This is a genomic window from Paenibacillus sp. p3-SID867 (assembly GCF_025142895.1).
GTDB lineage: Bacteria > Bacillota > Bacilli > Paenibacillales > Paenibacillaceae > Paenibacillus_AQ.
On the sequence record NZ_JAMBDM010000012.1, the window covers coordinates 109,964 to 135,302 of the forward strand.

Annotated in this window: 18 protein-coding genes; 14 read left to right on the plus strand and 4 right to left on the minus strand. The window is 52.1% G+C overall.

Annotation, left to right across the window (positions count from 1 at the left end; translation table 11 throughout):
* The first annotated feature begins 59 nt into the window (after positions 1 to 59).
* The 3 genes from M4D81_RS23525 (at position 60) to M4D81_RS23535 (ending at position 6,458) form a co-directional block, all read left to right on the plus strand.
* Entirely contained in the window at positions 60 to 1,772 is a 1,713-nt protein-coding gene (locus M4D81_RS23525) for an ABC transporter substrate-binding protein (protein ID WP_260068223.1), read from the plus strand.
* A 200-nt stretch (positions 1,773 to 1,972) separates the two neighbouring features.
* Complete coding sequence (locus M4D81_RS23530; protein ID WP_260068224.1) at positions 1,973 to 4,351, plus strand: glycoside hydrolase family 95 protein; 2,379 nt, start codon at positions 1,973 to 1,975, stop codon at positions 4,349 to 4,351.
* 73 nt (positions 4,352 to 4,424) lie between these two features.
* Entirely contained in the window at positions 4,425 to 6,458 is a 2,034-nt protein-coding gene (locus tag M4D81_RS23535; RefSeq protein ID WP_260068225.1) for a beta-galactosidase, read from the plus strand.
* Between the two features lie 146 nt (positions 6,459 to 6,604).
* On the opposite strand, the gene M4D81_RS23540 is transcribed toward M4D81_RS23535, so the two are convergent.
* Together M4D81_RS23540 and M4D81_RS23545 are read right to left on the minus strand one after the other, a co-directional pair.
* Positions 6,605 to 8,242, minus strand: a complete 1,638-nt coding sequence (locus tag M4D81_RS23540; protein ID WP_260068226.1) for a response regulator transcription factor — start codon at positions 8,240 to 8,242, stop codon at positions 6,605 to 6,607.
* Positions 8,220 to 10,055 carry a cache domain-containing sensor histidine kinase gene (locus tag M4D81_RS23545; protein ID WP_397376773.1) on the minus strand — a complete coding sequence of 612 codons (1,836 nt, stop codon included), beginning with the start codon at positions 10,053 to 10,055 and terminating at the stop codon, positions 8,220 to 8,222. The genes M4D81_RS23540 and M4D81_RS23545 overlap by 23 nt, the downstream gene beginning before the upstream one ends.
* 133 nt (positions 10,056 to 10,188) lie before the next feature.
* On the opposite strand from M4D81_RS23545, the gene M4D81_RS23550 reads away from it, so the two are divergent.
* From M4D81_RS23550 to M4D81_RS23570, 5 genes are all read left to right on the plus strand, one after another.
* Positions 10,189 to 11,070 (plus strand): carbohydrate ABC transporter permease, encoded by an 882-nt coding sequence (locus M4D81_RS23550; protein WP_071219666.1) that lies wholly within the window; start codon positions 10,189 to 10,191, stop codon positions 11,068 to 11,070.
* On the plus strand, positions 11,071 to 11,910 hold the full coding sequence (locus tag M4D81_RS23555; protein WP_071219665.1) for a carbohydrate ABC transporter permease: 840 nt from the start codon (positions 11,071 to 11,073) through the stop codon (positions 11,908 to 11,910).
* 69 nt (positions 11,911 to 11,979) lie between these two features.
* Positions 11,980 to 13,266, plus strand: coding sequence for an ABC transporter substrate-binding protein (locus M4D81_RS23560; protein ID WP_071219664.1), 1,287 nt, complete (start codon positions 11,980 to 11,982; stop codon positions 13,264 to 13,266).
* Between the two features lie 152 nt (positions 13,267 to 13,418).
* On the plus strand, positions 13,419 to 15,461 hold the full coding sequence (locus M4D81_RS23565; RefSeq protein ID WP_260068228.1) for a beta-galactosidase: 2,043 nt from the start codon (positions 13,419 to 13,421) through the stop codon (positions 15,459 to 15,461).
* Between the two features lie 48 nt (positions 15,462 to 15,509).
* The gene (locus M4D81_RS23570; protein ID WP_260068229.1) at positions 15,510 to 17,699 is read left to right on the plus strand and encodes an alpha-galactosidase; all 2,190 of its coding nucleotides are present in this window, start codon (positions 15,510 to 15,512) and stop codon (positions 17,697 to 17,699) included.
* A 148-nt stretch (positions 17,700 to 17,847) separates the two neighbouring features.
* Here M4D81_RS23570 and ymzB read toward each other — a convergent pair whose 3' ends face one another.
* Positions 17,848 to 18,189: a protein YmzB gene (ymzB, locus tag M4D81_RS23575; RefSeq protein WP_071219659.1), complete on the minus strand. Its 342-nt coding sequence runs from the start codon at positions 18,187 to 18,189 to the stop codon at positions 17,848 to 17,850.
* Positions 18,190 to 18,378: 189 nt separating this feature from the next.
* Here ymzB and M4D81_RS23580 point away from each other — a divergent pair, with 189 nt between their 5' ends.
* Together M4D81_RS23580 and M4D81_RS23585 are read left to right on the plus strand one after the other, a co-directional pair.
* Positions 18,379 to 19,296: a hypothetical protein gene (locus tag M4D81_RS23580; RefSeq protein ID WP_260068230.1), complete on the plus strand. Its 918-nt coding sequence runs from the start codon at positions 18,379 to 18,381 to the stop codon at positions 19,294 to 19,296.
* Positions 19,293 to 19,850 (plus strand): hypothetical protein, encoded by a 558-nt coding sequence (locus M4D81_RS23585; protein WP_260068231.1) that lies wholly within the window; start codon positions 19,293 to 19,295, stop codon positions 19,848 to 19,850. Before M4D81_RS23580 ends, M4D81_RS23585 begins: the two co-directional genes overlap by 4 nt.
* A 47-nt stretch (positions 19,851 to 19,897) precedes the next feature.
* Here the strand turns inward: M4D81_RS23585 and M4D81_RS23590 are convergent, their stop codons facing one another.
* Positions 19,898 to 20,077: a hypothetical protein gene (locus M4D81_RS23590; RefSeq protein ID WP_260068232.1), complete on the minus strand. Its 180-nt coding sequence runs from the start codon at positions 20,075 to 20,077 to the stop codon at positions 19,898 to 19,900.
* Positions 20,078 to 20,200: 123 nt separating this feature from the next.
* Between M4D81_RS23590 and M4D81_RS23595 the strand changes: the two genes are divergently transcribed.
* The 4 genes from M4D81_RS23595 to M4D81_RS23610 all read left to right on the plus strand — a co-directional run bounded on the left by M4D81_RS23595 (position 20,201) and on the right by M4D81_RS23610 (position 25,321).
* Positions 20,201 to 20,995 carry a sulfite exporter TauE/SafE family protein gene (locus M4D81_RS23595; protein ID WP_260068233.1) on the plus strand — a complete coding sequence of 265 codons (795 nt, stop codon included), beginning with the start codon at positions 20,201 to 20,203 and terminating at the stop codon, positions 20,993 to 20,995.
* Between the two features lie 49 nt (positions 20,996 to 21,044).
* Positions 21,045 to 21,950: an aldo/keto reductase gene (locus tag M4D81_RS23600; RefSeq protein ID WP_071219654.1), complete on the plus strand. Its 906-nt coding sequence runs from the start codon at positions 21,045 to 21,047 to the stop codon at positions 21,948 to 21,950.
* A gap of 307 nt (positions 21,951 to 22,257) precedes the next feature.
* Positions 22,258 to 23,127: an ABC transporter ATP-binding protein gene (locus M4D81_RS23605; RefSeq protein ID WP_071219652.1), complete on the plus strand. Its 870-nt coding sequence runs from the start codon at positions 22,258 to 22,260 to the stop codon at positions 23,125 to 23,127.
* Positions 23,120 to 25,321, plus strand: a complete 2,202-nt coding sequence (locus tag M4D81_RS23610) for an ABC transporter permease (RefSeq protein ID WP_260068234.1) — start codon at positions 23,120 to 23,122, stop codon at positions 25,319 to 25,321. Before M4D81_RS23605 ends, M4D81_RS23610 begins: the two co-directional genes overlap by 8 nt.
* Positions 25,322 to 25,339 lie beyond the last annotated feature (18 nt).

The following is a 25,339-nucleotide window of genomic DNA, read 5'->3' on the forward strand; positions in this document are numbered from 1 at the left end:
GCAGGCAGCATGTCCTGTTATACGATAGATGATTAAAAATCGATTTAGGGGGTATAGCAATGAAACATAAGAAGAGATTGTCGCTGCTGCTCGCGATCATGATGATGGCCACATTCGTTCTGGCGGCATGCGGTAACGGCGACAGCAACAATAGCGCAAACGGCGGCGAAGAAGGCAGCGGCGGCAACGATACGCAGCAGGAAGAGAAGCTCGAGCCGATGACCATGACGTATTACAGCGCGGATTCCAATGCAAACTGGGCCAACATGCAGGATGCGGTCGGCAAGAAGCTGACTGAGAAAACCGGCATTACGATCCAGGCCGAATACGCGGTGGACGGCTCCAATCAGAAGCTCCCGCTGATGGTGGCGAGCGGGGAATATCCGGACTTGGTATTTGCCAAGGGTGACGCCAATCTGTTTGTGGATTCCGGAGCGTTTATTGATCTGACAGATCTGATCGAAGAGCATGCGCCGAATATCAAAAAGGTGTATGGAGAATATATGAGCCGTCTGAAATGGAGCAATGAGGATGAGGCCATCTATGTCCTCCCGACACTTGCAGCGGTGGACCATCAGGCCCTTGATGCCGGCGGCACGTTCCAGATCCAGCATGAAGTGCTGAAAGAACTCGGTTACCCTGAACTGAAAACGGTGAAGGATTATGAGAACGCACTGAAAGAGTATGCCGAGAAACACCCGACCATTGACGGCCAGCCGACGATTCCGCTGACGTTGAATGCGGACGGATGGAGAATCATGATCTCGGTAACGAACCCGGCGTTTATCGCGACAGGGGTGTCGGATGACGGCGAGTATTATATCGACCCGGAAACAACCGAGGCGAAGCTTCATTACAAGCGGCCGGAAGAGAAGGAATACTTCCGCTGGCTGAATCATATGAACGCCGAGGGCTTGTTGGATAAAGAAACGTTCGTGCAGAAGACGGACCAATACGAAGCTAAAATTTCCTCCGGCCGCGTCCTTGGCGTCATTGATCAGGAGTGGGGCTTCGGCAATGCAACGAATGCACTGAGAACTTCCGGCAAGGAAAACCGCACCTATGCGAGATTCCCGATCCAGCTGGATGAGTCGACGAAGGATGCAACGTTCCAAGACACGGGTTACGTCGCCGGATGGGGCGTAGGCATTACGACATCCGCCAAGGATCCGGTTCGAATCATCAAGTTCCTGGATTATCTGGCTTCCGAAGAAGGGCAAGTTTTGATGAATTGGGGTATCGAAGGCGAACATTACAACGTGGTGGACGGCAAGCGCGTTATTCCTGAGGACGTCCAAGAGCGCAAAACCTATGACAACGCCAACTTCACCAAGGAAACAGGAATCGGCTTGTACAACGCCATGTTCCCTCGTTACGGCGACGGCGTGAAGGATTCGACGGACAACTATTACACAACGAACTTCCCGGAGACGATCATAGAGAACTATACGCCATCCGCGAAGGAAACGCTGAAAGCGTACGGCGCGGAAATGTGGAAAGACCTGTGGCCGAAACAAGAGGAATTTGAAGTAAAGCCGTGGGGCGTTGCTTACAACATTCCGGTACCGAGCGACTCCAACATCAATATCACCTATAAAAAGGTGGAAGAGATTACCCGGAAGCGGATTCCGGAAGTCATTCTTGCCGATCCGGCGAAGTTTGACGCGCTGTATGATCAGTTCATCAAAGAACTGAATGATGCCGGCGCCGAGAAGATGGAGCAGGAATACACCCAATTGGTACGCGAACGCGTGGAACTCTGGAATAATTAGGATAGAGGCGAATAGAAGGGGCCGGCTGTATGCGGCCCCTTTTGCCGATATTCAAGGCAGTTGCTGCTAGCGGCGGGCCTTAAGTTATTCGAATAAATACAACCTAAGATGAAGGATTTAAGCTGTTTTTCGAGAAAACCTTTATCAAATTGGAATAAGGGGGGATTACACTGAATTCAGTACAGCAGCAGGCCTCAACATTGTGGTATCGGAAGCCCGCGGCCAAGTGGGAAGAAGCGCTTCCGATTGGAAACGGCCGTCTTGGCGCCATGGTGTTCGGGGGCGTACAGGAAGAACGCATTCAATGGAATGAAGATACACTTTGGTCCGGATTTCCCCGGGACACGAATAATTATGAGGCTCTTCGGCATTTGGCATCGGCAAGAGAGCTGATTGCGTCCGGAAAGTATACCGAAGCCGAACAGTTGATTGAGGGCAAGATGGTCGGCAGAAACACGGAGTCCTTTTTGCCTTTAGGAGATTTGGTTATCAGTCAGAGCGGAATTGGGGATGATTGGACGGACTATAGGCGCGAACTGGATTTGGATACAGGGATTGCATCTACTCACTTTCGAGCCGGCGGCTCCGATGGTCGCTTCAGCAGGGAAGTATTCATCAGTGCGCCTGATCAGGTAGCGGTTATTCGTTATACGAGCACGAACGCCGGAACCATCCAATTGGAGATCGGGCTTCGTTCACCGCTGCGGCATGATACCCGCAGTGCAGAAGACGGATCCTTGGTGTTGTATGGACACGCTCCCACCCATATTGCTGAGAATTACAGAGGTGATCACCCCGGGGCGGTGCTCTATGAAGACGGGCTTGGCATACGGTATGAAATGCGGCTGCTGGCCTTAACGGATAGCGGGCAGGTTACGGTGGATGACAGCGGCGGTATACGCATCAACGGCGCTGGCTCCGTCACGTTGCTGATTGCGGCTGCCACGAATTTTGAAGGCTTCGATCGAGCTCCGGGTTCTGGAGGAACCGATCCGTCCGGTATATGCAGAGAGAGGCTTCAGGGCGCGAGGCGGCGTGGCTTTGAAGAATTGCGTTCACGGCATGTCCAGGACCATCAAGCCTTGTTCAGACGCGTGGAGCTTCAGCTTGGCCGTTCAGAGAATGGACGTTCCATAGAAGCTTTAGCCACCGATGAGCGGATGGAAGCGTACCGGGAAGGACGGAAGGATGCTGCTCTCGAGGCGCTGATGTTTCAATTCGGAAGGTATTTGCTCATTGCCAGCTCTCGGCCAGGTACACAGCCAGCACATCTGCAGGGCATATGGAACCCGCATGTACAGCCGCCATGGAACAGCGATTATACAACGAATATCAATACTGAGATGAACTACTGGCCCGCAGAGACGACGCATCTGGGCGAGTGTCATGAGCCGCTGATCCAGATGATCCGGGAGCTTAGTGTAAGTGGTGCCCGGACGGCGAAGATTCATTACGGCGCCCGTGGATGGGTTGCCCACCATAACGTGGATCTATGGCGAATGGCCAGCCCGAGCGATGGCAGGGCCATGTGGGCTTTCTGGCCAATGGGCGGAGCATGGCTGTGCCGGCATCTATGGGAGCATTACCAATTCCAACCGGATCTCGAATATTTGCGGGAAACGGCTTATCCGCTTATGAGGGATGCGGCATTGTTTTGCCTGGATTGGCTTATTGAAGACGGGAAAGGGCATCTGGTGACCAGCCCATCGACATCGCCCGAGAATCAGTTCCTTACCGCGGAAGGCCTGGCTTGCAGCGTGTCGGCAGGCTCCACTATGGACATGGCCATCATCCGGGATATATTCCAGAATTGTATTGAAGCATCACAGCTGCTGGACCAGGATGCTGAGCTGCGGGAGGAGTGGAGGGCAGCGGCAGCGAGGCTGCTGCCTTACGCCATTGATGCCGAGGGCAAACTCATGGAATGGAGCGAGCCTTACCCGGAAGCGGAGCCCGGACATCGGCACGTATCGCATTTGTATGGGCTGTACCCCGGCTCCGACATTACCCTTCAGGATACGCCGCAGCTTGCGGAAGCCGCTTATCGTACGCTGATGTCGCGGATCGACCATGGAGGAGGGCACACGGGGTGGAGCTGCGTATGGCTGATCAACCTGTTTGCCCGGCTACAGCTGCCGGACAAGGCGTATGATTATGTCCGGACGCTGATTTCTCGCTCCATGCATCCTAATCTGCTTGGAGACCATCCTCCCTTCCAGATCGATGCGAATTTTGGAGGCACGGCCGGACTTGTGGAAATGCTGCTCCAGAGCCACTTGGGTGCTATTCAGCTGCTACCGGCGCTGCCGAAAGCGTGGGCAGCAGGATCCGTAAGAGGATTAAAGGCTCGCGGCGGGTTTATTGTGGACATGGAATGGAGCGAAGGCATCCTAACGTCTGCGCGCGTAATCTCTACGCATGGCCGAGTCTGTAGAATTAGCTGTTCCGTGCCTCTCGCCGTTAAAAGGGAAGACGGAAGTGTGGTGACGATGGATGAGCAGGGCTCATTTGAAACGGTCAGCGGAGCGATATACCTGATCACGCCAGCGACTTCCGAAGGTAGCCGCAAACACGATTGATCGTACAGTGTAGAATGCTTTGTTGATGGCGAACTGGATTCGGAATTAAAAAGCTAAAGGAGCTGAACCCTAAATGATTAACGAAAAGTTACCCAAAATGTGGTATGGCGGCGATTATAATCCCGAGCAATGGGATGCAGAAGCGTGGAAGGAAGATGACCGCATGTTTAAGCTGGCGGGCATCGATGTGGCCACCGTCAATGTATTCTCCTGGGCTTTGAGTCAGCCGAATGAGGATACGTACGATTTTGTCTGGCTGGACGAGACGATCGAACGGCTGTACCGGAACGGGGTATATATCTGTCTGGCAACCAGCACAGGGGCCCATCCGGCTTGGATGGCCCGTAAATACCCGGATGTGCTGCGCGTCGACTACGAGGGACGTAAACGCAAATTCGGAGGTCGTCATAACTCCTGCCCGAACAGCCCCACTTACCGTAAATACGCCAAAGCCATGGCCGGCAAGCTGGCGGATCGTTATAAGGATCATCCTGCCGTCCTGATCTGGCACGTATCGAACGAATACGGCGGATATTGTTACTGCGATAATTGCGCTGCGGCATTCCGGACTTGGCTTGAGCAGCGCTACGGCACGCTGGATGCCGTGAACAAGGCATGGAATACCCGCTTCTGGGGACATACCTTCTACGACTGGGACGACATTGTCGTACCTAACGCATTAAGCGAGGAGTGGTCCGGTAATCGGACCAATTTCCAAGGCATATCCCTGGATTACCGCCGTTTCCAGTCGGACAGCCTGTTGGACTGCTATAAGCTGGAGCGGGATGAATTAAAGCGGATCACGCCAGATATTCCGGTGACCACGAATCTGATGGGCTTCTATCCGGAGCTGGATTACTTCAAATGGGCCAAAGAGATGGATGTTGTATCCTGGGACAACTACCCGTCTCTGGATACGCCATATAGCTATACGGCTATGGCGCATGCCTTGATGCGGGGACTTAAGGGCGGGCAGCCTTTTATGCTCATGGAGCAGACGCCGAGCGTCCAGAACTGGCAGCCGTATAACTCTGCCAAGCGACCTGGGGTTATGCGGTTGTGGAGCTATCAAGCGGTCGCCCATGGCGCGGATACGGTGATGTTCTTCCAGCTGCGCCGTTCGATCGGAGCCTGCGAGAAATATCACGGAGCGGTCATTGAACATGTAGGACATGAACATACTCGCGTATTCCGCGAGTGCGCGGAGCTGGGCAAGGAGCTGCAGCAGCTGGGGGACCGAATCCTGGATGCCCGTTCCGACGCCAAAGTTGCGATCATCTACGACTGGGAGAATCGATGGGGCATTGACCTGTCGAGCGGTCCGACCGTTGCCCTTAATTACGTGAATGAGGTCCATAAATATTATGATGCACTGCACCAGCTGCATATTCAGACCGATATGATCAGCGTGGATGAGGACTTTCGGAAGTATGACGTTGTCATCGCACCTGTGATGTATATGGCAAAGCAGGGATTTGCAGAGCACGTGGAGGCCTTTGTATCGCAGGGCGGAACCTTTGTGACGACCTTCTTCAGCGGGATCGTGAACGAGAATGATCTGGTGACGCTGGGCGGTTATCCGGGCGAGCTGCGCAAGGTGATGGGAGTTTGGGCCGAGGAGATTGATGCGCTGCTTCCGGGCCAGCAGAATCAGATGGTGCTGCGAGGCCGGAAGGGACAACTGGAGGGCACCTACGACTGCGGCATTCTATGCGACGTGATCCATGCTGAAGGAGCGGAAGTTGTTGCCGAATACGGCTCCGATTACTATCAGGGGATGCCATCGTTAACCGTGAATTCCTTCGGGCAGGGGAAGGCATGGTATGTGGCCACAAGTCCGGAGCCTAAATTCCTGAAGGACCTGATGCAAACGATATGCAATGACCATGGCATTGAGCCCGTCCTGAAGGCTCCGGAAGGCGTTGAGGTGACAAAACGCGTGAAGGAGGGCGTGGAGTTCACCTTTGTACTTAATCACATGCCGGAGAGCAAACTCGTGCCATTGGCAGGGGAGACCTACGTTGACCTGCTGACAGGAGAGGAGCATCGAGATTCCTGCGAAGTGCCGGCACGCGGAGTCATGATCTTGGAGAAGCAGCAGGGGTAGGAGGAGTGCATGAAGTTTCTGCGAAGGCATTAATCTAAGGGTTCACATAAAAAAGCAGAGAAAGCAGGGGATTCCCATGCTCTCTCTGCTTTATTTTATATGCCCAACACAGGCGGCTTGCCTTTAGCGGCAAACCGCTGCCCAGTCTACGCTTCCTGCTCATGCAGCTTGCGGAATTCCTTCGGCGAAATGCCCTCTTGCTTCTTAAAGACAAGACTGAAATATTTCTCGTTCTTGAAGCCGACCATTTCGGAAATCGCTGCCATTTTCAAGCCCGGATTTTGCAGCAGGATTTTGGCCTTGGAGATGCGGATGCGGTTCAGATGTTCCGGGATGTTAATGCCGTGCCTTTGCTTGAATTTGCGGGAAATGTACTCACGGCTTACGTGAAATCGATTTGCAATATCATACAGCGACACGTCGTTCTGATAATTTTGCTCGATAAATGCCGTAATGTCATGGATCAGGTCCTGACCTGTTTGCTTCTGGGTCTGCACAGCCGAGGCAAGCAGGCTCATTAATTCAATCCAATACTGCTGCCACTCGGACAGCGAGCACACATACTTGTCCGGGCTTGGCCTCTCGATGGTGGCGCTTTCCTCTTTGTACAATTTCAACAAAGCCTCAGACGACGGGTTAGCGGTTTCATGAATGACGTGATTGGCGAATCTTTCGATATCGCGGTCCCAACGCTCCAGAAGCTCCGGCGTGAGAACGCCGCTTTTCCGAATCGCTGCGATGAATGACTCTACGGCTTCGGTTATGGGAGCGGGCTGGCCGCTAAGTATGGCGAGCTTCCAGGGATCCTCATACCCGCTGAACTGCACGCCTTTATGATGGTCAACACCCGATCGGCGCTGCTCCTCTGTATCATGGATAAAGTGATTAAGCACCAATAAATCGCGCTGATGCAGGGCAGACGAGCTTCGGGCATACAATTCCGGAATGTCTGCCGGGTATTGACCGTCGGGACTCACGCCAAAATGCATGTGGCGCGACAAGGTGCGGTGCATCCCGTTATTGATCTCTTGTAGCAGCGTGGCAAGTGTGGCAAGCTGATCCCACAGCAAAATAACCAGTTGGTGAGGTGAACCAAAGTGACGGAAGGCGATCCCGATCCGGTCCTTTTGCAGAAATTCATTGCAAATATTGAGCAGGGCAAACATGAGCAAATCCTGATGATGGCCAAAGCGGCTATAAAGCGCGTGGTCTGACTTGTCCATTTGCATGACGGCCAGTCGTATCGTCTGCGTTTGCTCCGGTACGATGCCTTCATCCTTGAGGCGATGGACCACCTGGGAATGGGCGCTTTTGTCATCGATAAGGCTGGATAACAGCTTCTCGGAATAGACCGGCCGGTACTCGTTCACCTGAACATGCTGCTGCCGCGCCGCAAGGCGCTCCCGTTCCTCGGCCTTCCAGGCGGCCGTCGCCTTGGCTACCGCTTGGTTGATAACGGCTTCCTCAATGGGCTTCAGGATATAATCCGTGCCGCTGTACCAGATGGTGTTGCGTACGAATTCGAAGTCGTCATGCCCGCTGATAACAATGAATTTGATATCCGGGTAATTTTTATGAATCCATTCCATGAGATCCACGCCGTTTTTGAGCGGCATCAGCATATCCATGAGCACGAGGCTCGGTCGGAACGCCGGAATCAGTTCCATCGCCTCAAGGCCATTGGCGGCTTCCTCAATATCGGTAATCCCGTGCGTCTCCCATTGGACCAGCAGTCTTATGGCTTTACGCACGCGTGACTCGTCATCCACGATCAATGCCTTCATCCGTTTCACCTTCCACATTTATAGTCAGTACAACTCGAAAGCCATGCGGCTTGTTGTTTTCGATGCTGAACTTGGATTTTCCGCGATAATACAGTCTCAGCCTTGTCATGATGTTGATAAGTCCGATCCCGCTGCTGTCTTCCGTGTCCATTTCGGAAAGAACCTGAAGCTGTTCCAGATCCATCTCTTCCATCCGAAGCAAATGCTCCTGCAGAGTTTCAAAAGGCTCATCCTGCATTCCGTTTCCGTTGTCCTCAACCGTGATCTGCACGATGGAGGCCGACAGGCGCTTACTTTTTAGCGCGATGTAATTGTTTTCCGCCAAGGGGTTCATGCCATGCTTGAAAAAGTTCTCGATCAGCGGCTGAACCAGCATTTTCGGGATCAACACCTGCAAAGTCGACTCATCCACATCGTAACGGAAGTCGAACTGATTCTCAAATCGTTCCTTCTGCAGCTCCGCGTAATCCTTAATATGATCGAGCTCCGTGGCCAGCGTGACCGGCTTGTCCGTATTGTACATGCTGTATCTCATCATCCGGGCAAGAGCGGAGATCAGGGAGTAAATCCTCTTCATGCCATGCTCAAGCGCAAGGGTGCCGATGGTTTGCAGCGCATTGTTCATAAAATGCGGGTTCACCTGAGCCTGCAGCGCCCGGAGCTGGTTGGTCCGGTTCGCCAGCTTCAGCTTGTATTCCTGCAAGATGAGGTTGTTGATCGTATCCATCATGCTGCCGAACCTGCGGTGGAGGGTTCCGATTTCGTCTTTGCGGTTAGAGGAGATATCCACAGTCATTCGTCCGCTTTTGACTTGGCTCATAAGGCCCACCAATTCCCGGATCGGCGCCGTAACATAGACCGAAATCCAGATCGTGGCAGCGATGATGAGAATAAGGGATACGCCGATCAGCAAAATGTTGACGAAGGCTGCTTTGTCCGCGCTGCTCAGAATATAGGAGGAAGGAATCTCCTTAATCATCGTCCAGTCGCTGATCGACGTCTTGATATTGTTATACAGATAGATTTTGTTGTTATACTCGAAATGGCCTTCCTTCTTGCCGGACTGCTTGATGGTGTCGTACCATTCCGTTTGAATCTGCTGTCCAAGCCTCTCGTCATGGCCGGCATACATGATATAGCCGGCTTCATTCGTAATATACAGCTGCTCATGTTCGGGCTGGAACAGCTGATTGCTGATCCGGCTCAGGAAGTTCATATCCAGATCGATGGCGAGAATGCCTAATCGCTCGGTAGAAGGGACGCGTTCTATGACCCGGTACATCGTGAATACTTGTTTATCGGCCTCGTAGGGATAAGCTAACTGAAAGCCATACGTGTGCAGGGGATGGGGCGGCTGCAAGACCACCGTATCGTTACTAAGATCGGGAATTTCGGGATAGAGGTTGACGTCACTTGTTTTTCTGGCGATATCCTGGGCGAACAATGTGGCCTCTCTTTTGCCGTCGACATAAAGATAGACCTGTCTGGAGCCGCTGATGGCTTTTTGAATGGACTGCAGCGTGGCGGACTGCCTGCCGCTGGCATTGATGTTCTCATGACTATAATAAAGGCTGCGGAAAAAATCCGGATCCGAATAAACCGTAAGGGAATTACGGTTCATGTCTTCCAAATAGCTCTCCAAATTCAACCGTCCCTGATAGAGGAGGTTCATATTTTCAACAACGGCCCGTTCCTTGAGCGAGTTGGTGGTCATGACATAGCTGATGATCATGGAGATGGTGGTCGGAATGATGGTGGCCATGATCATAAAGGTAATCAATTTTGTGCGAATGCTGTTCCAATTCCAGTTCAATAAATTCACCGCCGATCAATTTTCTATACCATTTAGTTCACATCCTGTGGTAGTCCCAGGGTCTTCATCTTAGCATAATTAAATCATAGAGAAATGGATAGAGAAACGATAGGACAAGCGGAGGGGGATTTACATGAACAGCAAGAGAACGGCTGCCTTGACGCAGCAGTTGGTTTATATCGGACCCGCGCTGCTGTTTTTCGGTATTACGATCATTATCCCATTTGTGATGGGGATGTATTACTCGTTTACCAACTGGAATGGTGTCTCGGGGAATGTCGAATGGGTCGGGCTGGACAATTTCAAACAGATTTTCACAAATGACAGCGCATTCGCACAGTCCTTCTGGTTTACCACCAAGTTTACGATCGTTGGCGTGCTTCTAACGAATCTGGTCGGTTTTTTCCTGGCCTACTTCTTAACGAAAAATATTAGGGCGCGCAACTGGCTGCGGACGATCTTCTTCATGCCGAACGTGATCGGCGGATTGCTGCTGGGCTTCATCTGGCAGTTCATCTTCATAAAGGGCTTTGCCACCGTTGGCGAGGCTACGGGGATTCCGTTCTTTAATCTTCCGTGGCTGGGAGACGAAGTGACCGGCTTCTGGGGCATTGTCATGGTCTTTGTATGGCAATCGTCAGGCTATCTGATGGTCATCTACATCGCGTCCATTACGAATGTGTCCAAGGAAGTCATGGAAGCTGCCGAGATTGATGGAGCGAACCGGTTCCAAGTGCTTAAGAGCATCATCGTTCCGCTCATCATGCCGGCGGTCACCGTATGTTTATTCCTGGCGATATCCTGGTCCTTCAAAATGTTCGACCTGAACCTGTCCCTCACGAAGGGCGGGCCATACCGCTCCACGGAATCACTGGCCATGAACGTGTACAATGAGGCATTCCTGAACAACCGGTATGGACTCGGGACGGCCAAGTCCCTGATCTTCTTCCTGGTCGTTGCCGTCATCACGCTCATTCAAGTCCGATTAACGAAGCAGAAGGAGGTTGAAGCTTAAATGAGATCGAAGAAACCTCCTATGTCGGCTTCCACGATCGTATTGCAGATTGTGATGGTCATTATAGCGCTGATCTTCCTGGCGCCCTTTTACTTCCTGCTGGTGAACTCGGTCAAATCGCTGGGCGATATTATGGTCGACGCGGCCAACTGGCCAACCGCTTTTCATTTTGACAACTACAGCAAGGCTTGGGAAATGACCCGCTTCCCGGAAGCATTCGCGAATTCCGTCATCATCACGGTTATCAGTAATTTAATCATCGCCATGCTGAGTGCGATGGCGGCTTACCGAATGGTTCGGTCCAATACGAGATTCAATCAAATCGTGTTCATGCTGTTCGTATCGGCCATGGTCATTCCGTTCCAATCCATTATGATTCCATTGCTGCAGGTCATTAACTTCCTGGGCGTTAACAACAGTATCGTGGGCTTGATTCTCAGTTATCTGGGACTCGGCATCCCGTTGTCGGTCTTCCTGTTTCACGGATTCGTGAAAGGCATTCCGCTTGAAATCGAAGAGGCCGCCACGGTCGACGGAGCTTCTCCGTTCAGAGTATTTGCCCGGATCGTTTTGCCGATGCTGAAACCTATGATGGTGACGGTCATCATCTTGAACTGTCTGTGGGTATGGAACGACTACCTGCTGCCGTCCTTGATTCTGCAAAGTCCGGAACTGCGGACGATTCCGCTTGCGACCTTTGCCTTCTTCGGACAGTATTCGAAGCAATGGGATATGGCGCTGCCGGCGCTCGTGCTGGGCATTACGCCGATTATCATCTTCTTCCTGTCATTACAGAAGTACATTGTTGAAGGCGTTGCTGCCGGCTCCGTTAAGGGGTAAAGGCAGCCCGGCTTCTCCCAAATCGGTTATTCCATCTTTATATATAAACAATTCTAGGGGGTAGTAAAGATGAACAAAATGAAATTATCACTCGTGATGCTGCTGGCTTTCTCGCTGCTGCTTGCGGCCTGCGGCGGCAAGTCGGAGGAAGGCCAGGGCGGAAGCTCGGATGGAGCTTCCGGCGAAGTGAAAACCGTTAAGATTTTTCAATTCAAAACCGAGATCGTAGACGGCTTGAATGAACTCAAGGTTGAATTCGAGAAGGAGTATCCGAACATCAAGCTGGATATTCAAACCGTGGGCGGCGGTGCCGACTATGGTGCTGCTCTGAAAACGAAATTCGCATCCAACGATGCGCCTGATATTTTCTCCAATGGCGGCGACGCCGAGATGGAGATGTGGATTGACCGCCTGGAGGATCTGTCCGATCAGCCTTGGGTGAACGATCTGGTGGACATGGCGAAAGAGCCGATGACCAAAGACGGTAAAGTATACGGCATGCCGATGAACCTTGAAGGATGGGGTTACATCTACAATAAAGATTTGTTTGAGCAGGCGGGCATTACCGAGCTTCCTAAAACCTATGCCCAACTGGAAGATGCCGCGAAGAAGCTGGAAGCGGCAGGCATAACCCCTTTTGCTAATGCTTATCAGGAATGGTGGTTGATCGGTAACCAAGGCATTAACCCGGCGTTTGCCCAGCAGGAGGATCCGAATGCCTTTATCCAGGGCTTGAACGACGGCACGCAAAAATTCGCGGGCAATGCGAAGTTCGAAGAGTGGGCCAAGCTGATGCAGCTGACATTGGATCACGGAAACAAAAACCCGCTGACCACTGATTACAATACGGCCATCTCCCTGCTGGCTACCGGCAAAGCAGCCATGATGCAGAACGGCAACTGGGCCCAAACCGAGATTGATGCCATCAATCCGGACCTGAATCTTGGCTACCTGCCGATGCCGCTTGGCGACAATGCGGAGCTGAATGACAAGCTGAACGTAGGCGTACCTGCGAACCTGGTCATCAACAAGGATTCCGCGTCGAAGGAAGAAGCGAAGATTTTCCTGAACTGGTTTGTGACATCCGATATCGGTAAAGAGTACATCGTCAAAAAATTCAAATTCATTCCGGCCTTGAAGACCATCGAAGCAACGCCTGAGGATATGGGTGACCTCGGCTCCGCTGTGTGGGAGTATGTGCAGGCTGGAAAAGTACTGCCAAGACAATCCGCGAAGTTCCCTGACGGTGTAGCACAGGAATTCTCCGGTGCGATGCAGGCCTTCTTCGCCGGCAAATCCGATGCGAACAAGATGCTTGAGGATATGCAGACATCCTGGGATAGTCTGAAAAAGTAAGGAGCAGCACTCTAATCCAAGTTAGCGAATCATCATAAGAGGTATGATCCCTGTCCGACAAGACTTGGGATGGTGCCTCTTTTCTTTAAGATTCAAAATACGTCGATCGTTACGATTTTCCTAGCTAGAAGAATGATGAAGGAGGCAATTTGATGATTAATCAACGTTTACCCAAGATATGGTATGGTGGGGACTATAATCCCGAGCAATGGGATAAGGCAACGATGGAAGAGGACCTGCGGATGTTCGAGCTGGCCGGTGTTGACGTGGCGACCCTCAATGTATTCTCCTGGGCTAAAACGCAGCGCGATGAGGACAGCTATGATTTCACGTGGCTTGATGAAATTATGGACCGCTTGGCAGAGGAGCAGGAACATGTCTGCTTGGCAACAAGCACGGGGGCGCATCCGGCCTGGATGGCCAAGAAATACCCGGACATCCTGCGTGTTGACTACGATGGGCGCAAACGCAAATTCGGCGGTCGCCATAATTCATGTCCGAACAGCCCGACATATCGCAAATATTCGGTGCTGATGGCGCGTAAGCTGGCTGAGCGTTACAAGGATCATCCGGCACTGGTCATCTGGCACGTCTCGAATGAGTACGGCGGGTATTGTTATTGCGACAACTGTGAGTTACAGTTCCGCGTCTGGCTGAAGGAGCGCTACGGGTCGCTCGACAAGCTGAATGCCGCATGGAATACCGGCTTCTGGGGCCATACCTTTTACGAGTGGGACGAGATTGTGGTACCGAATGCGCTCAGCGAGGAGTTCGGCGGAAACCGAACCTTCTTCCAAGGGATATCGCTGGATTACCGCCGTTTCCAGTCCGACAGCTTGCTGCAATGTTACCGACTGGAAAGAGATGAGCTGAAGAAGGTCACGCCGGATATTCCGGTCACGACCAATCTGATGGGATTTTATCCGGAGCTGGATTACTTCGAGTGGGCGAAGCACATGGATGTGGTATCCTGGGACAACTATCCCGCGATCGATACGCCGGTAAGCTTCACGGCGATGGCGCATAATCTGATGCGCGGGCTGAAAAGCGGACAGCCGTTCATGCTGATGGAGCAGACTCCGAGCGTTCAGAACTGGTCGCCCTACAATTCCGCTAAGCGTCCCGGCGTAATGAGGCTGTGGAGTTACCAGGCCGTAGCGCATGGCGCGGATACGGTCATGTTCTTCCAGCTCCGCCGTTCCGTCGGGGCATGCGAGAAATTCCATGGCGCATTGATCGAGCATGTGGGACATGAGCATACCCGGGTCTTCCGGGAATGCGCGGAGCTGGGGCAAGAGCTGCAGCAGCTCGGAGACAAGCTGCTCGACTCCCGTTCGGACGCCAAGGTAGCGATTATGTATGATTGGGAGAATCGTTGGGCGCTGGAGCTGTCAAGCGGACCTTCCAAAGCCCTGAACTACGTGGATGAGGTTCATAAATATTATGATGCGCTGTACCGGCTGAATATCCAGACGGATATCATCAGCGTTGAGGAGGACCTGAGCAAGTACGATGTGGTGATTGCCCCGGTGATGTATATGGTTAAGCCTGGCGTTGCCCAGCGCGTGGAGCGGTTTGTGTCCAGTGGCGGAACCTTTGTGACGACCTTCTTCAGCGGCATCGTCAATGAGAACGATCTGGTAACCCTGGGAGGTCATCCCGGCGAGCTGCGCAAGGTGACTGGCATCTGGGCCGAGGAGATCGATGCCCTGCTTCCCGGGCAGCAAAATCAGATCAACATGAAGCAGGATTGGGGGTCGCTGCGTGGAAGTTATCCATGTGGAATTTTGTGTGACGTCATCCACGCGGAGACGGCGGAGGTTCTGGCGGAGTACGGATCCGATTTCTATAAAGGCACGCCTGTTCTCACGAAGAATGTCTTTGGCGCAGGTCAGGCCTATTATGTGGCGAGCAGTCCGGATTCGCAGTTCCTGCAGGGATTTCTCGCCAATCTGTGCGAGGAACAGGGCGTGAAGCCGCTGCTGGAAACACCAGCCGGAGTAGAGGTGGTAGAGCGGGTGAAGGATGGGAACTCCTACTTGTTCATCATGAACCACAATGCCGAAGAGATGACGTTTGATGCAGGTTCTGCCAATCAATTCGATCTCCTGGGCGGCCGGCAGATTTCAGGCCATGTCACGATTCCGGGAAGGGACGTCATGATTCTGGAAAGGACGGCCGCCGGAAGGTCTTAAGAAGGACCATGGAGATTTAACTCGGACCTTGTTAGGGGGCAAAAAGCAGTGAGTATACATTTTCATGAAGATCTGGGAGTGTTCCATCTCCAAAGCGATCGGTCAAGTTACGTGATTGAGCTTGTGCGGGGCGTTTATCCGGCGCATGCCTATTGGGGGCGCAGGATTCGCGATAACCGCGTCGGCAATTTACTGGAGCGCCGGGGAAGAGCATCCTTTTCGCCAACGCCGTTTCGCGAGGATGCTTCCTTTTCCCTGGACAGCTTGCCTCAGGAATATCCGGGCTACGGCAGCGGCGATTTCCGGCAGCCAGCGTATCAGGTACAGCTGGCTAACGGGACTACAGTCACCGAAGCGGAATATGTCCGTCACCGGATATACAGCGGCAAACCGAAGCTGGAAGGCTTGCCTGCCGTATACACGGAACAGGATGCCGAAGCGGATACGCTGGAGCTTGAGCTGCTTGATCGGGCAAGCGGCTTGACGATTTATTTGTCTTATACGGTCATGAATGCGTTCGATGCTATTACACGTTCCGTGTCCTTCCGTAACGACAGCAAGGAGAACATTACCCTGCTGCGGGCCATGAGCGCCAGCGTGGATATGAATCATAACCGTTATGATCTTTTGCATCTTCATGGGGCATGGGCGAGAGAGCGCCATGTGCAGCGCAGAAAATTATCTCCCGGCATGCAGGGAATTGAGAGCCGCAGGGGGTCAAGCAGCCATAACCATAATCCGTTCCTTGCGCTGCTGTCCGAAGGCGCCGGCGAAGAGCACGGTGAGGTGTACGGCTTCAGCCTTGTATACAGCGGCAGCTTCTCCGCGCAGGTTGAGGTGGATCAATACGAAACAGCCCGGGTCACGATGGGATTGAATCCATTCGATTTTTCCTGGCTGCTGGAGCCGGGACAATCGTTCCAGACGCCGGAAGCGGTAATGGTCTTCTCGGCGGAGGGCTTGGGCGGCATGTCCAGACGCTATCATAAGATGTACCGTACAAGGCTGAGCCGGGGGCAATTCCGGGATGCCACGCGCCCGGTGCTGGTTAACAACTGGGAAGCGACCTACTTTAACTTTAATGCGGATAAAATCGAGCAGATCGCCAGCGCCGGAAGGGATCTCGGTATCGAGCTGTTCGTGCTGGATGACGGATGGTTCGGCAAGCGAAATGATGATACGACTTCCCTTGGGGATTGGGTCGTTGACAAGAACAAGCTGCCGGAGGGCCTTGAGGATCTCGTGAAGCGGGTCCGCAATCTGGATATGCAGTTCGGCTTGTGGTTTGAGCCGGAGATGATTTCGCCGGACAGCGATCTGTACCGTCAGCATCCGGACTGGTGCCTGCATGTGGAGGGACGCCGGCGAACGGAAGGAAGACAGCAGCTGATCCTGGATTTCTCCCGTGAGGAAGTAGGCGATGCGGTGGCCGATATGGTTCGGAGCATCCTGCAAAGTGCGCCGATTACCTATGTGAAATGGGACATGAACCGGAATATGACGGAGATCGGGTCGGCTGAACTGCCGCCTGAGCGCCAGCGGGAAACGGCCCATCGTTATATGCTGGGGTTGTATCGGGTGATGGAGCAGCTGACGACCGAGTTCCCGCATATTTTGTTTGAGAGCTGCTCCGGCGGCGGGGGACGTTATGATCCGGGGATGCTGTATTACATGCCGCAGACGTGGACAAGCGATAACTCCGATGCCGTCAGCCGATTGAAGATTCAATACGGAACGAGCCTTGTGTATCCTCTTAGCTCCATGGGAGCCCATGTGTCCGCCGTTCCGAATCATCAGGTGTTTCGGAATACTTCGCTGCGTACGAGAGGCCATGCAGCGATGTCGGGCAATTTCGGATATGAGCTTGACCTGACGGCCTTCAGTGAGCAGGAAAAGGAAGAGGTCCGCGAACAGGTGAAACTGTACAAGGAGATTCGGCATCTGGTGCAGTTCGGGGATTTCTATCGCCTTCGGAATCCGTTCGAAGGGAACGAAGCAGCCTGGACCATCGTCTCCGAGGATCGCTCGGAAGCGGTGCTGTATTACTTCCGCATCTTGAGCGAGGCGAATGAGCCGATTGTGTGGCTGCGCACGGCAGGGCTGGATCCGGAAGGGGATTATCGGTGCGTGGAGGATGGGAACATCTACGGCGGGGACCGACTGATGAACGCCGGATTGGCCATTCCCGCGATGCATGGCGATTTCCAGAGCTTCATGTGGAGATTCGAGCGAGTGTAAGCTGTTGACTCAAGCCAAGGGGGACCAAACGCGCCCCGAGCGCAAGCGTTATGTACAATATAGATCCAGCATAAAGCGAATAAAGCCAAAAGAACCGTCAGAGCTGTACAACTCTGACGGTTCTTGCTGTTTCATTCCGTCTGCTCTTTTAGGTTGTCGTGATGGAATAGGTACTCCGATCCGTAGTGAGCACCACTTGATGGTCCTGGATGTCCGCAGCCGTTAACCCGTCCAGTCCAATGACGAAGGCATCGCTTGGCAGCGGCGCTTCATGGCCGGCCGTGATGACAACGCCGGGGCCGTGCAGCAGGAGCGCATGGCGGTCTCCATAACCGTCGATGGACTGCTCTTGATGCTGCTGGTGTTCAAAACGCTCCAGCTGTATTTTAATCTGATCCTGATCCTTCTCTTCTTGCTTGGATATGTGCAGAGTGTGATTGCTTTTGGATTGAAGCCAACGGGTGACCTCTTCGATCGATGGATTCATCATGAACACCTTCCTTGATTTTAGGGTGGCTTCAACTAGTCTGTCCATGATGGCGTAACCTTATTTCAAATTCATGGGCTTCCTCCGCCAGAAGCATATGAAAAATTAACGCTGATCAAACCCTCTTCATCTATTTACGTGTTAATATAGTTAAATAATATGGAACAATCGCATGATACATAAGGAGGGGCCATGAGCAAGAAATGGTATTACGTTCTCGCCATCCTGTTCGTAGCCTGCAGCTGGGTCGGGAATGTCTGGTATTATGAAGCCAACCAACTGGGAAGAACCGTATTCCTTGAGCATCATGTGGAAACAAGGGAAGGGGGAGGGGGAGGCCGCGTATTTGACTTGTATTACGTAGATGACAAACGGGCAGATAAAACGTTAAGCTCCATCCGGATCGAGGGTTATCCCGAACAGATCGTAACGCCATACCCCAAATATGCAGAGTATCAGAGGCAATACTTAGGCAAAATGATGGTGAACTTGAATAAACCCGCTCCTGAGGAAGAAGCCCCAGAAGAAGAGCAGCTTAAGGAACCGGTTCTCGTTCGAGAGATTACCGCCCTATATTCCGATGGAACCTCGGAACAAGTGGATATCGGGGAGATTTACATATCGCCTGGCGTATATGATCAGGAAGAACAACATCCGGTATCGTGGACGTCCGGCGGATCCTCTTCCGATAACTCGGGCTACGAATCTGCCGTCGTGAAGCGGAACCTTCAATTAACGGCGTTCTCTTCTAAGTTGCTGGATATCGCAGACGGAGGGGATCTTCGAATCCATGCCGACATTTCCGGACTAATACCGGGTACTAGTTACCAGTCGCAGCCTTCCGAAGCGCACATCGAGTTAAGAGGTGAACCTATCGACGAGATTCAGCTTCCACTTAAGATTAATAAAGGGGATTCCATTAGAATCAGCCATCAATTTGATATGCCATCGCTTAAGAAGAGTATGCAGGTATATCAGTTGATATTGAGAAGCACCTTTATAGAGGAACGCGGGCGGAGATGGTATGAAGACACGCTGATTCCTTATCAACCAAGTCCGACGGAACAAGAAATGACGAAATTTGTCCGGGAAAGCAGGAAGGGGTCATGAGGAGCGCTTGTTATCGCATCGTGTGGGGGCTGCTCTTTGTACTGGTCGACCTTAAGATCGAATTTGTGGATGTATTACCGGACATGCTGGGATACCTGCTGATGGCTTCGGGATTATGGCGGCTTAAGGCATTAAACGGATATTTTAGGGCAGGGTATCTGTCAGCCTGGCTGCTGCTGATCTGGTCGGTTCTTTCATTATTCTGGTTTCCTGAGGTGGGGGGGAGCCTGCCTATGCAATCGGTGAAGGGGCTGCTGATTCAACTGCCTGCCGTCTGCTTGCATATGGTATTGATTTTCGGAATCTGCCGAGGCATCCAAGCCAATTCCACAGACGCCGAATCCGGATTGGATCATAAGGCGCGCTTCCGGGGGCACTTGTTTATGGCAGCGCAGCTGCTATGGCTTATCGCCTACCCGTTCATCTTAAATCTGGATTCAGGCGATATGATCCCTGTGATTTTTGTATGCTCGCTCGTTGTGATGATTGCCGAGATCGCGGTTCTGCTTCTCGTCAGGCTGGCCGGACGGGAATGGGCAGAGGGAACGGAATAAAGTGCAAAAGACTTCTGCCCATAATTGCTAACAAGAGTTAACCAAGTTTAACTGTTATCTTTTCTGGGATGATAAACAATCGTAACTCCCAGCTGATTATATATTTCTTCGGTGTAGTGGTGATCCGGGCAATGCTTGATCGTAGCCATGTCTTCCTGCCTGGAAATCAGCTTCTGCTCGCAGTCAGGGCAACGGTCCTGAAAAAGGAATTTCAGCTTATTCAACATGGCCACCATACACCTCCTTTATTTCCGATATAAATACTTGGGTTTATTATAAATCAACAACGGGGCACATTCAATAGCAATGTGCGCCGTTACGATATTAAATTGAATTGGAGATCGATCACCTTGATAGTGCAGCTTGTAGTCATGATCTTTATAGGTATCATCGGTTCTTTTTTCTCAGGACTGCTGGGAATTGGCGGAGCGATCATTAACTTTCCCTTGCTGCTATACGTTCCTTCCTGGTTTGGACTGGAGGCCTTTACCTCCAAGGAAGTGGCGTCCATCAGCATGCTGCAGGTATTTTTCGCCTCATTGTCAGGCATGATCACCAACCGGATGAGTTCGCGCGGCGGTGAGTCGTACTTTCACAAGCCATTGGTCATTCAGATGGGGATCAGCACCCTGGTTGGCAGTCTGATCGGGAGTCTGTCCTCGATGCTGATGACCAGCGGTACGATTAACGTGATCTACGGTTTTCTGGCGGTTATCGCTGTGTTATTGATGATTGTGCCGACCCGGGCAACCATGGAAAACAGGTCGGTTAGCGAGGTGACTTATCATTCAGGGATTGCGATGGGCGCAGCCTTTATCGTCGGCGGTATTGCTGGGATTGTCGGCGCTGGAGGCGCCTTTATCCTGATCCCCATTATGCTGACGATCCTTAAGATACCGACGCGGATCACCATCGCATCATCACTCGCGATCGTCTTTCTGTCCGCGGTCGGGGGCGTTATCGGCAAAATCGCCTCTGGCGACATTCCGATCTGGCCGTCCTTGTTCGCGGTCGCCGGAAGCTTGATGGGTGCCCCCATCGGCGCCATCATCAGTCGCAAGATGAACGTCCGACTGCTGCGATACGCCTTGGCACTTCTCATTGCGGTTACGGCCTTGAAGATCTGGATCGATATTTTAGGGTAAGTAAAGAAGTAGAACCTTATTCATTATAGGGAAGAGGAGGGGATCAAGCATGAGAACCAATCAGCTGGGATCTTCGGAATTGTATGTAAGCGAAATCGGGCTGGGCTGTATGTCACTGGGTACGGATAAGGGACAAGCCGTGAAGCTTATCCATGAAGCGCTGGACCGGGGCGTGAATTTTCTGGACACAGCGGATCTGTACGACGAAGGCCGTAACGAGGAACTGGTAGGCCAAGCGGTTCAAGGCCGGCGCGAGGATGTGATCATCGCTACCAAAGTCGGCAACCGTCGTGTACCGGGACAGGATGGCTGGGTATGGGATCCTTCCAAGCAATACATCAAATCCGCCGTTAAGGACAGCCTCCGCAGATTGGGTACGGATTATATCGATCTGTATCAGCTTCATGGGGGGACGTTAGATGATCCTATTGACGAGACGATTGAAGCTTTTGAAGAGCTGAAGCGGGAAGGGTGGATTCGATACTATGGCATTTCGTCCATCCGGCCGAACGTCATCCGCGAGTATGTTGCGAAATCCAATATCGTCAGCGTCATGAGCCAGTACAGCATTCTGGACCGACGACCGGAGGAAGCGGTGCTCGATCTGCTTGCCGAGAACGGAATATCCGTCATTGCACGGGGACCCGTTGCCCGCGGCATATTGTCGGACCGTGGGCAAGCCAAAGCCGAGAAGGGCTATCTGGATTACAGCAAAAATGAGCTGCTTGATGTACTTAAGGAGCTTGAAGAGGTTGGCGGTGACACGGATCTATCCCATCTGGCTATTCGATATGCTTTGGCCCATGCCGCAGTTGCCTGCACCATCCCTGGTGCAAGCTCGCTTGAACAGTTGCGGCATAACTTGGCGGCTGGAAATAAGGAAGAGTTATCGCCGCAGGACATCCAATCGATCCAGGCGATCAGTCGTGCCAACCAATATGAGGCTCATCGGTAACGATCGGTGAAATAAGCCTGTGAATGATCCATCCCGTTAATTTTTTGGGACATGAAATATTTACGGCCTGAAGGTTTACGGATGAACCCCATCTTTGCATGTTATAATAACTGAATAAGAGCCTGACGTCAGGTGAATATAGATCATGCCCGCAATCCGCTTTAAGGATCACGGGCTTTTTTGTACCTTATATATGAATTGGCGTCAAAAGATTGGAAATGCCAAACTTTTTGAGACGATGGTTCGTTCCAAGTAACGTAAACCGCGCGGCTTATGCCATAATCGTTAATGGTGAAAGGATTCTAGAATGATTACCATTGAGCATCTATCAAAAACCTATCGCAAGGGCGCTTGGGCGCTCTTGGATGTTTCTCTACAATTGGATAAAGGTATGACGGGTCTGCTAGGCCCCAACGGCGCCGGCAAAACCACGCTGATGCGCATTCTGGCAACCTTATTGACGCCGACCTCCGGGCAGGTGAGAGTGAACGGGATATCGATTGGACGGCCGGAGGAGATCCGGCAGATGATCGGGTATTTGCCGCAGCATTTTCACATTTATCCGCAGCTGACCGGCCGGGATTATCTGGATTATGTGGCAGCTATGAAAGGGATCACGGAACGGAGTGCCAGGCAGAAGGAAATCTCCAGGCTGCTCGAGATGGTGAATCTCCAGGGAAAGGCTGATAAAAAAGTTCGCACTTATTCCGGGGGAATGAAGCAGCGGCTGGGTATTGCCCAAGCATTATTGGGATCACCTGATATCTTGATCGTTGACGAACCAACATCCGGGCTGGATCCCCAGGAGCGTGTCAGGTTCCGGAATGTGTTAACCCGCTTTAGCATCGACCGGACGGTCCTGCTATCCACCCATATCGTCGCCGATATCGAGAGCAACTGTCGTCGTATCGCAGTCATGAACAAGGGGAGATTGGCCATGAACGGCAGCCTGACTGAACTGCAGGCTTGCGGGAAGGGACAAGTATGGGAAGCGGTGATGAGCCCGGACGAATTTGCCTTGATTGATCCCATGTCCGTCGTGTCTACCCGAACCGTTCCGGAAGGCGTTCTCTGCCGGTTTATCGGTCAAGCGGCTCCGGTAGCAGGGGCGTTTCCCGCGGATCCGACCCTGGAGGATGGGTATCTGAGCCTGCTGCGGAGGGATCGCCATGCATAAATGGTGGAGGCACAGTCTTCTTGAGCTTCGGCTTTTGTTCGGCAATCCCTTGTTTGCCTCGCTTCCGATCATCTATGCGATTCTGTTCATCATTATGATGCTGCAGGCGGCGAGCGGCAACGGGCCGAACCATAATCTGTACACGGCGGCTTATTCCTTCCACATGCTGGGTCATACGATGACCCTGGGTCCGGCTATGTTAATCGGCATCTTGTCCATTCGCCGGGATGTCCGCCGTCGATCCTTTGAATGGAATCACAGCTTGCCCGTGTCTTTCTTTACCTTGTTGTCGTCGAAATATGTGGTCAGTTTGTTGTACTTTTCCCTGTTCACGTTGTCGACGTCGGTTATATTCTATATCCTGTCGGTTAGCCAGGGAATCGCCGGTTATATTGCGATGATGCATACCATGCAATTTGCTGTGCAGTATGAGGTTTCCTATATGGTGACACTCGCGCTCGCCATGCTTCTCGGGGCAAGCATTCCGAATCGGATCGTTTATTTGATTGGTTTCTGTGCATGGATGTTCGGAACGTTTTTCATGGAAATTTATATTATCAGCGAATTAAGATGGATGCCGGCCCAAGTGTTTCACCTCAACCAATTCTTCCTTCAATCCAATCGGTTTGAATATGAGAATTGGGGGTACGACCTGTTTGGCGAAGATTTAATGAGTTCCCGGTGGTTCGTGCTTGCCTTCACGTTCCTGCTGCTAACGGTGTGTTTGTTCTTGTTAAACCGCAAGCGCCCCACGATGCTGCTGAAAGCGGGATGGCTCGCGGTGTTGGGGGCTGTCGTATTGACGGCAGCTGCAGCGGTACCTTACGGCACGCTATGGGCGGAACGATATGCCCAAATCGATGCGAAGCTTGAAGACCCTACGGTTTCTTATATCGATGATCCTGAAGATGGATCCTTTTATCATGTTTCTTCTTATGATATCAAGCTGAAGCGGCTGCCAAACGATGAACTTCGCGTGATGGCAAAGCTAACGATACCCGCCTCCGAATTATCGGGCATGAGGCAGCTTCCGTTAACCCTGAACCGGATGTTCAAGCTTGAGCGTGTCCAACTTCAAGGTATTGACGCTCCTTATCGCAGACAGGGAGATCGGTTATCGGTAAGGATGGTCGGCGATGCCAAGGGAGGAGACATTCAAGCCGAGCTGGAATATAGAGGCAAGGTCATGGATTTTATGTCCGGTTACTCCCGTGAAGAATTTTCGGCTTACAGTGTGGGTCCCGAAGTTAAACTGGATGGATTTATCGCGTGGTATCCGCTTCCGGGTCATCAGCATGTATATTTAAAGAGTGATAATGAAGACCGTCCTCCGAAATATGTTTATTTGGGCTGGGAATTTGGCCGGATGCGTTATTCTTTCGGTGAGATGAAGCTGGAGGTCGAAGGTTATCCGGTTCCCTTGTATACGGGGATGCAGGAGCTGGAACGGAGGCCCGGCTACCAGCGGTTTGAGGATAGGGAGATCGAGCAGAACATCTCCCTGTACGGAGGTCGGTTCTGGAAGGAAATCCGCCGGAATGATCTCCCGATTACCGTCGTGACAACGCCATATATGGAGAAGGCATCCGTGTTGATGCTGCGGGATATGCAAAAAAAGTATGACTATTTCTCCAAGTGGGTACCCGCGTTCAACAGCAACGTCGACAAGATCTTATATTTAGGTCAAGGTTTTGATTATCCCCGGGTGGACCATCGTCTGATTCTGTCCTCGAACCAGTACACATATAACTACTCAAACTTGTCGGGCGAATGGATGAACTCGATTCTGTTTGGCAACCAGGATGGGTTTAATTATTATTTTGAACATCCGGAACGAGATGTGCGCGGAAAGATCAGCAGTCTTTTCTGGTATGTGTATTATGTGGAAGAGAAAGGGCTTAGCGATAAACAGCTGAGATCCGCTTACGGAAATCTTCGGTCAGTACAGCAACTGTTGTTCAAGAATGGGGACGGCGATGATCCTCAAAACAAAATAGGGATAAGTATGGCTCAACAAGTCAGAAGGGCGTTGGAAGAAGGCAGAGGGGAGCAGGTCAAAGAGCTGCTGGTACATTTTTACCAGCAAGGGCTGATGCTCCCGAGCACCGAACGGAATTCGTACTTAAATCCGGAGAGCCCGATTACGTACAAAGAGTGGCAGCAGAAATGGAATGCCATGCTGAATGTCAAATAATGACGACTATGCACATGC

Bases quoted from the DNA above. Each gene is read 5' to 3' on its own strand.
- M4D81_RS23565 (WP_260068228.1), top strand. From the start codon at position 13,419: ATGATTAATCAACGTTTACCCAAGATATGGTATGGTGGGGACTATAAT.
- M4D81_RS23560 (WP_071219664.1), top strand. From the start codon at position 11,980: ATGAACAAAATGAAATTATCACTCGTGATGCTGCTGGCTTTCTCGCTG.
- M4D81_RS23535 (WP_260068225.1), top strand. From the start codon at position 4,425: ATGATTAACGAAAAGTTACCCAAAATGTGGTATGGCGGCGATTATAAT.
- M4D81_RS23525 (WP_260068223.1), top strand. From the start codon at position 60: ATGAAACATAAGAAGAGATTGTCGCTGCTGCTCGCGATCATGATGATG.
- M4D81_RS23605 (WP_071219652.1), top strand. From the start codon at position 22,258: ATGATTACCATTGAGCATCTATCAAAAACCTATCGCAAGGGCGCTTGG.
- M4D81_RS23550 (WP_071219666.1), top strand. From the start codon at position 10,189: ATGAACAGCAAGAGAACGGCTGCCTTGACGCAGCAGTTGGTTTATATC.
- M4D81_RS23585 (WP_260068231.1), top strand. From the start codon at position 19,293: ATGAGGAGCGCTTGTTATCGCATCGTGTGGGGGCTGCTCTTTGTACTG.
- ymzB (WP_071219659.1), bottom strand. From the start codon at position 18,189: ATGATGAATCCATCGATCGAAGAGGTCACCCGTTGGCTTCAATCCAAA.
- M4D81_RS23600 (WP_071219654.1), top strand. From the start codon at position 21,045: ATGAGAACCAATCAGCTGGGATCTTCGGAATTGTATGTAAGCGAAATC.
- M4D81_RS23555 (WP_071219665.1), top strand. From the start codon at position 11,071: ATGAGATCGAAGAAACCTCCTATGTCGGCTTCCACGATCGTATTGCAG.
- M4D81_RS23610 (WP_260068234.1), top strand. From the start codon at position 23,120: ATGCATAAATGGTGGAGGCACAGTCTTCTTGAGCTTCGGCTTTTGTTC.
- M4D81_RS23580 (WP_260068230.1), top strand. From the start codon at position 18,379: ATGAGCAAGAAATGGTATTACGTTCTCGCCATCCTGTTCGTAGCCTGC.
- M4D81_RS23590 (WP_260068232.1), bottom strand. From the start codon at position 20,077: ATGTTGAATAAGCTGAAATTCCTTTTTCAGGACCGTTGCCCTGACTGC.
- M4D81_RS23540 (WP_260068226.1), bottom strand. From the start codon at position 8,242: ATGAAGGCATTGATCGTGGATGACGAGTCACGCGTGCGTAAAGCCATA.